The sequence below is a fragment of the Kitasatospora sp. NPDC056531 genome (assembly GCF_042794375.1).
In the GTDB taxonomy this organism is placed as follows: domain Bacteria; phylum Actinomycetota; class Actinomycetes; order Streptomycetales; family Streptomycetaceae; genus Kitasatospora.
Genome location: NZ_JBHTTU010000018.1, coordinates 110792 through 118448 on the forward strand (window position 1 = coordinate 110792; position 7657 = coordinate 118448).

General features: G+C 73.7%; 8 protein-coding genes. 5 read left to right on the forward strand and 3 right to left on the reverse strand.

Translation table 11 applies throughout. The features are described 5' to 3' along the window. Positions 1–126 precede the first annotated feature (126 nt). Together ACFQ87_RS18385 and ACFQ87_RS18390 are read right to left on the reverse strand one after the other, a co-directional pair. On the reverse strand, positions 127–2616 hold the full coding sequence (locus ACFQ87_RS18385; protein ID WP_380611806.1) for a Tex family protein: 2490 nt from the start codon (positions 2614–2616) through the stop codon (positions 127–129). Between the two features lie 155 nt (positions 2617–2771). Further along, positions 2772–3350 (reverse strand): hypothetical protein, encoded by a 579-nt coding sequence (locus tag ACFQ87_RS18390; RefSeq protein WP_380611807.1) that lies wholly within the window; start codon positions 3348–3350, stop codon positions 2772–2774. 74 nt (positions 3351–3424) lie between these two features. Here ACFQ87_RS18390 and ACFQ87_RS18395 point away from each other — a divergent pair, with 74 nt between their 5' ends. The 4 genes from ACFQ87_RS18395 (at position 3425) to ACFQ87_RS18410 (ending at position 5835) form a co-directional block, all read left to right on the forward strand. Beyond that, positions 3425–4324, forward strand: coding sequence for an aminoglycoside phosphotransferase family protein (locus tag ACFQ87_RS18395; protein WP_380611808.1), 900 nt, complete (start codon positions 3425–3427; stop codon positions 4322–4324). Positions 4325–4411: 87 nt separating this feature from the next. Then, a complete protein-coding gene (locus ACFQ87_RS18400) occupies positions 4412–5044 on the forward strand; it encodes a TetR/AcrR family transcriptional regulator (protein WP_380611809.1) in 633 nt (210 codons plus the stop codon). 129 nt (positions 5045–5173) lie between these two features. Next, on the forward strand, positions 5174–5512 hold the full coding sequence (locus ACFQ87_RS18405) for a hypothetical protein (protein ID WP_380611810.1): 339 nt from the start codon (positions 5174–5176) through the stop codon (positions 5510–5512). Further along, complete coding sequence (locus tag ACFQ87_RS18410) at positions 5509–5835, forward strand: hypothetical protein (protein WP_380611811.1); 327 nt, start codon at positions 5509–5511, stop codon at positions 5833–5835. The genes ACFQ87_RS18405 and ACFQ87_RS18410 overlap by 4 nt, the downstream gene beginning before the upstream one ends. A 30-nt stretch (positions 5836–5865) precedes the next feature. Here ACFQ87_RS18410 and ACFQ87_RS18415 read toward each other — a convergent pair whose 3' ends face one another. Next, a complete protein-coding gene (locus tag ACFQ87_RS18415; RefSeq protein ID WP_380611812.1) occupies positions 5866–6783 on the reverse strand; it encodes a pentapeptide repeat-containing protein in 918 nt (305 codons plus the stop codon). Positions 6784–6915: 132 nt separating this feature from the next. Between ACFQ87_RS18415 and ACFQ87_RS18420 the strand changes: the two genes are divergently transcribed. Continuing rightward, positions 6916–7566, forward strand: coding sequence for a GNAT family N-acetyltransferase (locus tag ACFQ87_RS18420; protein ID WP_380611813.1), 651 nt, complete (start codon positions 6916–6918; stop codon positions 7564–7566). The last annotated feature ends 91 nt before the right edge of the window (positions 7567–7657 follow it).

Here is a 7657-nt window from a genome sequence, read left to right on the forward strand (position 1 = left end):
GTTGCAGGGGGGGGGAACAAGAAAAAAAAGAAAAAATTTTGGGGTGGGGGGGAAGGAAAGGGGGGGTGGGGGGGGGGGGCCCCCCCCCACCCCCCCCCCCCCCGGCCGTTTCCGCTGCCGTCAGCCTCAGCGCCGCCCGGAGCGCCGGTCGCCCGAGCCGCCGTCGCCGCCACCGGCCAGGCCCGCGCGGCGCAGCGCGTCCGCCATGGCGCTGTTTTCCGGCGCGCCGCCGCCGAAGCCGCCCCGGTCGCCGCGGTCACCGCGGTCGCGCCGGTCCTGCCCGCCGCGGCCACCCTGACCGCCCTGACCGCCCTGACCGCCACCGCGCCGCTCCTGGCGCGGCGGGCGGGCCTGCCGGTCGCCCCGGTCGCCGCCGCGGTCGCCCCGGTCCCCGCGCTCGCGGCCGACCTCGTCGTCCAGCCGCAGGGTGAGCCCGATCCGCTTGCGCGGCACGTCCACCGAGAGCACCCGGACCTTGACGATGTCGCCGGGCTTGACCACCTCGCGCGGGTCCTTGACGAAGTTCCTCGACAGCGCCGAGACGTGCACCAGCCCGTCCTGGTGGACGCCCACGTCGACGAAGGCACCGAAGGCGGCGACATTGGTGACCACGCCCTCCAGCACCATGCCGACCTCCAGGTCTCCGATCTTGTCGACGCCCTCCTTGAAGACGGCGGTGCGGAAGGCCGGACGCGGGTCGCGGCCCGGCTTGTCCAGCTCGCCGAGGATGTCGGTGACGGTCGGGACGCCGAAGGTGTCGTCGGCGAAGTCGGCCGGGCGCAGCGCGCGCAGCCGCTCGCTGTTGCCGATCAGCTCGCGCAGCTCCCCGCCCGTCGAGGCGAGGATGCGGCGCACCACCGGGTAGGCCTCGGGGTGCACGCTGGAGGCGTCCAGCGGGTCCTCGCCGCCGGGGATGCGCAGGAAGCCGGCGCACTGCTCGAAGGCCTTGGGGCCGAGCCGGGCGACGTCCTTGAGCTGCTTGCGGGTGCGGAACGGGCCGTTGGCGTCGCGGTGGGCCACGATGTTGTCGGCCAGCGTGGCGGTGACGCCGGAGACCCGGGTGAGCAGTGGCGCCGAGGCGGTGTTGACGTCCACGCCGACGGCGTTGACGCAGTCCTCGACCACCGCGTCCAGCGAGCGGGAGAGCTTCACCTCGCTCAGGTCGTGCTGGTACTGGCCGACACCGATCGACTTGGGGTCGATCTTGACCAGTTCGGCCAGCGGGTCCTGGAGGCGGCGGGCGATGGAGACCGCGCCGCGGATCGACACGTCCAGGTCCGGCAGCTCCTGCGAGGCGAACGCCGAGGCCGAGTAGACCGAGGCGCCGGCCTCGCTGACCATCGCCTTGGTGAGGTTCAGCTCGGGGTGGCGCTTGATCAGGTCCTCGGCGAGCTTGTCGGTCTCCCGGGAGGCGGTGCCGTTACCGATCGCGACCAGGTCGACGTCGTGCTTCCTCGCCAGCGCGGCCAGGGTGCCCAGGGCCGCGTCCCACTTGTTGGCGGGCTGGTGCGGGTAGATCGTCTCGTACGCGACGACCTTGCCGGTGGCGTCCACCACGGCGACCTTCACCCCGGTGCGGAAGCCCGGGTCCAGGCCCATGGTGGCGCGGGTGCCGGCCGGGGCGGCGAGCAGCAGGTCACGCAGGTTGGCGGCGAAGACGCGCACCGCCTCGTCCTCGGCCTCGGCGCGCAGCCGACCGCGCAGGTCGATGCCGAGCCGGACCAGGATGCGGGTGCGCCAGGCCCAGCGGACGGTGTCGCCCAGCCACTTGTCGGCCGGGCGGCCGTGGTCGGCGATGCCGAAACGGCCGGCGATGCGCTGCTCGTAGTCGTTCTCGCCGGGCAGGTCGCCCGCGGACTCGCCGTCGTAGGGCGAGAGTTCGAGGTCGAGCACCTCCTCCTTCTCGCCGCGCAGCATCGCCAGGATGCGGTGCGAGGGGAGCTTGGTGTAGGGCTCGGCGAAGTCGAAGTAGTCGGCGAACTTGGCGCCGTCGCCCTCCTTGCCGTCCCGGACCTTCGCGACCAGACGGCCCCTGGTCCACATCCGCTCGCGCAGCGAGCCGACCAGGTCGGCGTCCTCGCCGAAGCGCTCGACCAGGATCGCCCGGGCGCCCTCCAGGGCGGCGGGACCGTCCGCCACCGACTCGTTCAGGTACCGGGCGGCGAGCGCGGCCGGGTCCTGCGTCGGGTCGGCGAGCAGGGTGTCGGCCAGCGGCTCCAGGCCCGCCTCGCGGGCGATCTGCGCCTTGGTGCGCCGCTTGGGCTTGAAGGGCAGGTAGATGTCCTCCAGCCGGGCCTTGGAGTCCGCGGCGAGCACCTGGGCGCGCAGCGCGTCGTCCAGCTTGCCCTGGGCCTCGATCGACTCCAGGACGGCCGCCCGGCGCTCCTCCAGCTCGCGCAGGTAGCGCAGCCGCTCCTCCAGGGTGCGCAGCTGGGCGTCGTCCAGCGAGCCGGTGACCTCCTTGCGGTAGCGGGCCACGAAGGGGACGGTCGCGCCGCCGTCGAGCAGGTCGACCGCAGCCTTCACCTGCCCCTCACGGACGCCCAGTTCCTCCGCGATCTTCCGCTCGATCACCTGCTGGGCCTGTCGGGCCCCCTGTTCGACTGGCGTGGTCACGAAGCCGGTCACCTTCTCCTTCAGCGCTTTCGCCGTACGCCCTGCATTCTGGCAGGTACCGGTGACGGCTCCCGGCCGCCCCCGGGGCGGCGGGCGTGGCGCGATCGGGCGGCGAACCCAATCGGGCTTGAGCGGGGTCCAGTTGGGGGTGCGGGTCACACCAGCGTGAGCGAGCCGCCGGGTCGGCCGTCGGCGGCGAGGTCGATCACCTTCGTCCGGCTGCCGTAGGTCAGCCTGATCCGGTCCGGGCCGTCCCACGCCGCGTCGATCGAGTCGTCGGCCCTGAAGTCCGCGTAGGCGATCTGCCAGCGGCGAGTGGTCAGGCCGGTGCCCTGGTCGACGAAGATCCACTGGGCGGTGCTGAGCATTCCGGCCTGCTCCTGCCGGACGATCCGGCGATCCGACCGGTCGGGGGCCTTCTGCGTCGCGGTGACCTGCGGGGCATCCAGGAAGACCCACAGCGGCACCGTCGCCGCGGCCGTCAGCATGACGCCGACGCCCAGGACCACCCGGATCCAGGCCCGCCAGGTGACGCAGTACAGCACCACCAGCAGCAGCGGCAGCGCGACGGTGAACAGCAGGAGCGGCCGGTCGAACCATTCGCGCAGCACCAGCAGCCCGCCCGAGCCCGCGCTGTAGTCGCCCACCGCGCCCAGCAGTATGAGCAGCGCCAACGCACCCAGCGCCGCGCGCAGTGCCCGGCGCTCCCCGTCCGTCCGCCGACTGATCACCATCTCCTCACCTTATCGGGCCCGGTAGTTCGGGAATCCGGCTGAAGCCCGGCGATCTGCGCTGTACGCTGCCGGGCATGTGCGCTGCCGCCCGGATGCACCCCGATGAACCGGTCGTCGACGCGGCCCTGGTACGGCGGTTGATCTCCGCCCAGTTCCCCGAGTGGGTGGGCCTGCCGGTCACGCCCGTCGGGTCCGCCGGGACGGACAACGCGATGTTCCGGCTCGGGCCCGAACTCGCCGTCCGGCTGCCCCGGGTGGAGTGGGCGGCCGCGAACGTCCGCCGGGAGCACCAGTGGCTGCCCGGGCTGGCACCACGACTGCCGCTGCCCGTCCCCGCACCGATCGCCGTCGGCCGACCCGCCGCGGGCTACCCGTGGGAGTGGTCGGTGCTGCGCTGGCTCGACGGCGTCAACCCGGCGGTCGGTGCCCTCGCCGCCCCCGACGCCCTGGCCCGCGACCTGGCCGGCTTCGTCAACGCCCTGCGCACCGCCGACCCCGCGGGCGGCCCCGCCGGGCACCGCAGCGTCCCGCTCGCCTCCCGGGACGGCGCCACCCGCGCGGCAATCACCCAGCTGACCGGCGCGATCGACACGGCGGCCGCGACCGCCCTGTGGGACAAGGCACTTCGCCTCCCCGAGTACGACGGCCCGCCGACCTGGATGCACGGCGACCTCACCCCGGGCAACCTGCTGGTCTCCAGAACCGGCCGGCTCGCCGCCGTCATCGACTTCGCCCTGATGGGCGTCGGCGACCCCACCGCCGACCTGATCGCCGCCTGGAACCTGCTCCCCGCCGCCGCCCGCCCCGCCTTCCGGGCCGCCCTGCACGCGGACGACGCGATGTGGGCCCGCGGCCGCGCCTGGGCCTTCTCCATCGCCCTGGTGACGATCCCCTACTACCGCCACACCAACCCGGCGCTGACCGCGAACGCCCGCCACGTCGTCCGCGAGGTCCTCGCCGACCGCAGCGTGTAGATCCCTGAACTCCCGATATCCCGATATCCCGGTAGTCATACCAGGTCAGAAATCTGTCCTGGTCAACCCGACTGTTAGCCTGACCCCATGACTGGACTGCGGGAGCGCAAGAAGGAGCGGACGCGACAGGCCATCTCCGAGGCGGCCATCGCGCTCTTCCTGGAGCACGGCTTCGACCAGGTGTCGGTGGCGGACGTCGCGGCCGCCGCCGAGGTCTCCAAGCCGACCCTGTTCAGCTACTTCCCCAGCAAGGAGGACCTGGTCGTCCACCGCTTCGCCGACCACCAGGAGCAGGCGGCCGAGGTGGTCCGGGGCCGCGGCGCCGACGAGACGGTGCTCGACGCCCTGCGCCGGGACTTCCTGGACGGCCTCGCCCGCCGCGATCCCGTCACCGGCCTCAACGACCACCCCCAGGTGCTGGCCTTCACCGCCCTGGTCTACGGCACCCCGAGCCTGGCCGCCCGGGTCGGCGCCTACGTCGCCCGCGCCGAACAGTCCCTCGCCGACGCCCTGTGCGAGGCCCCCGACCTCGCCCCGCCCCGCGAGCTCACCGCACCCTTGCTCGCCGCCCAGGTCACCGCCACCCAACGCGTCCTCGCCCTGCACAACTGGCACCGCATCCACCACGACGGCCGCACCGCCGACGACCTCCACCCCGAAGCCGTCGCCGACGCCACCCGCGCCTTCGACCTGCTCGACCGGGGGTACTCCGGCGCCTGACACCTCAGCGGTGGCCCACCCGTAGCAGGTTGCCGCCTGCGGGTCCATGGACCGGCGCGGGACGGCTACCGTTGGACGTGCAGGGCTCGGCCCGACGCCGGGCAAGCCGACGAAAAAGGGTTGATGGGGATGAGCGCGCAGCCCGCCGAACACGGGCATGGTGAAAGCCGCCTGGGCCTGCCGCCGATGAACACGGTTCAGGAACTGCGGGCCGCGCTGCAGGCCGGCCACGGCTACCCCGGCGACGCGGCGCGCCTGGACGCCGAGCTCGCCGAGCAGCTGCTGCGCCGGGTGCCGGTCGACCAGCTCGACCAGGTCGGGGAGGTCGGCACGGTGGTCGACCTCGTCGCGGTCGCCAAAATCGTCGCCGCCTACCGCGGCCGGGTGCTGCTCGCGGCCGACCGGGAGGCGGCCGTCGCCGTGGAAGAGGCCGTGAACGACCTGCTGGCCCGGCACTGCGCCGAGTGAACGACCAGCACGACCCGACCCACATGACGATCGCGGCCGTCACGGATCGCACCGCCCAGCGGGCCAAGGAACTCGGCGTCACCGATGCGCTGGAGGCGCTGCGCGCCGAACTCGAACACCGACCCCGGCTCGGTCGCCACATCCGCACGGTCACCGAAGGGGCGCAGCAGGTGGAGCTCCACTCCGCCCGCATCGAGGGCGACCCGGCGGCCGGTCGCCCGGCCGTCAATGTCGTGCACGCCTTCGCCCCTGCACCGCCCTGGCCCCGGACCGTGCGGATCGCCGCCGTCGTACCCGAGGACCCGCCACATCCGGGGTCGTGAACACCCGGCCGCGACGCGGAGCCCCCGTGCCTACCGCCGCCGCGGCCTGCCGGAACCGCCCCCGCCACGCGGCTTGCGCGGGGCGGCGGCGCGCACGGGGGCACTGGCCGTCTCCGGCCAGTGGGTGGGGCGGGTGAGGGTGGTGGGGAGACGGGTGGTGGCGTCGCCGCGGGCGGCGTTGAGTTGGGCCTGGGTGAGGAAGAGGGCCGAGCTGAGGTCGGCGTCGGCGAGGTTGGCGTCGCGCAGGTCGGCGCCGATCAGGTCGGCGAGGCGCAGGTCGGCGCCGGAGAGGTCGGCGGCGACGAGGAGGGCGCCGCGGAGGTTGGCGCCGCGCAGGTCCGCGCCGCGCAGGCGGGCGCCGAAGAGGTCGGCGCCGCGGTGCTCGCGGCGGCGGGGGACGGCGGCGCGGACGAGTTCGCCGGCGCGCAGCAGCAGGTCGCTGACCCGCTGGCGGTGGGCGGGGACGTCGACGGCGAGGATCTCCTCGGGGGTGCCGCCGGCCAGCCGGTCGGTCTCCTCCAGGGCCTGGCGCAGTTCGGCGTGGACGGGCCGGGCCGCCTCGAAGGTGAGCGCCTCGGTGAGGTACCAGAGGAGTTCGTGGAGCTGCCGCACGATCGGGAACACGTCGGACATCGACTGGGCGTCGGCCGGCTCCGCGCGCCAGCTGACCCCGCCGAAGGTGACCTGGGAGACCCGCTGTCCGGCGCCGAAGCAGTCGTAGACGGTGCAGCCCTGGAAGCCGCTGTCCCGCAGCCGCGCGTGGATGCCGCAGCTGAAGTCGGTCTGCAGGTTGCGGCAGGGGGTGCCGGCGGCCTTGTTGACGGCGAAGTCGGCGGTGGCCGCGAAGGGCAGGGCGACGCAGCAGAGCCCGAAGCAGCTGCCGCAGTCGGACTGGAGCGGGGTCGGCGCGGCCGCCGTCTGGTCCTGCGGCGACTCGGTCTCGCGCACGTTCCGGGTCCTTCCAGCAGCGGGGCGCCGGTCCGGCCCCGTGAACCCCGAAATCCTACTGGGCACGGCCACCCTCACGCCGGTAATATATGCACTGACCAAGAGACCATTACGTACGGGGGAGCAGACAGCATGCCTCAGCCGAGCATCACCGAGCTGGTCCGGATGTGGATCAGCGGTTGGACGGTCTCCCGGGGCTCCGCCGATCCGGTGGAGCAGCCCTGGGGCTGGAGCATCGACGTCGGCGCGCCGGTCGGCGAGGTGGGCCGGCACGTGCTGCCCGAGCCGACCGAGGCCGAGGTCCGCAAGCTCGCCGAGACGATCACCGCGCCGACGACCTGGCTGAAGCTGTTCGCCGAGGACGACACCGTGCGCCCCTGGCTCGGCCCGCGGTGGCGGCTGGACCAACCGGGCTTCCTGATGACCGCCCCGCTCGGCCCCGAGCGGCCCGAGCTCCCGGCCGGCTACACCGTGACCACCTGGACCAGGGGCGGAATCCTGCGGGTGCTGGTGCGCACCGGGGACGGGCACCTGGCCGCCCGGGGCCAGGCGGGCCTGGCCGGCCCGGTGGCCGTACCGGACCAGATCGTGACGACCCCCGAGCACCGCCGCCGGGGCCTGGGCTCGGTGGTGATGCGGACCCTGCAGTCCGCCGCGCACGAGACCGGCGCCCGCACCGGCGTGCTGGTCGGCACGGTGGCGGGGCAGGCGCTCTACACCTCGCTGGGCTGGACCACCCACGCCCCGATGGCGAGCCTGGTCCTGGAAGAGCAGGAGGACTAGTACTCCAGTGCGACTTCGCGATCTACGTGCTTGAGGGGACGGAGAGTCGCCGCCGGTAGTGGCTGCGACGCGCTGAGGCTTGGTGGCTTCT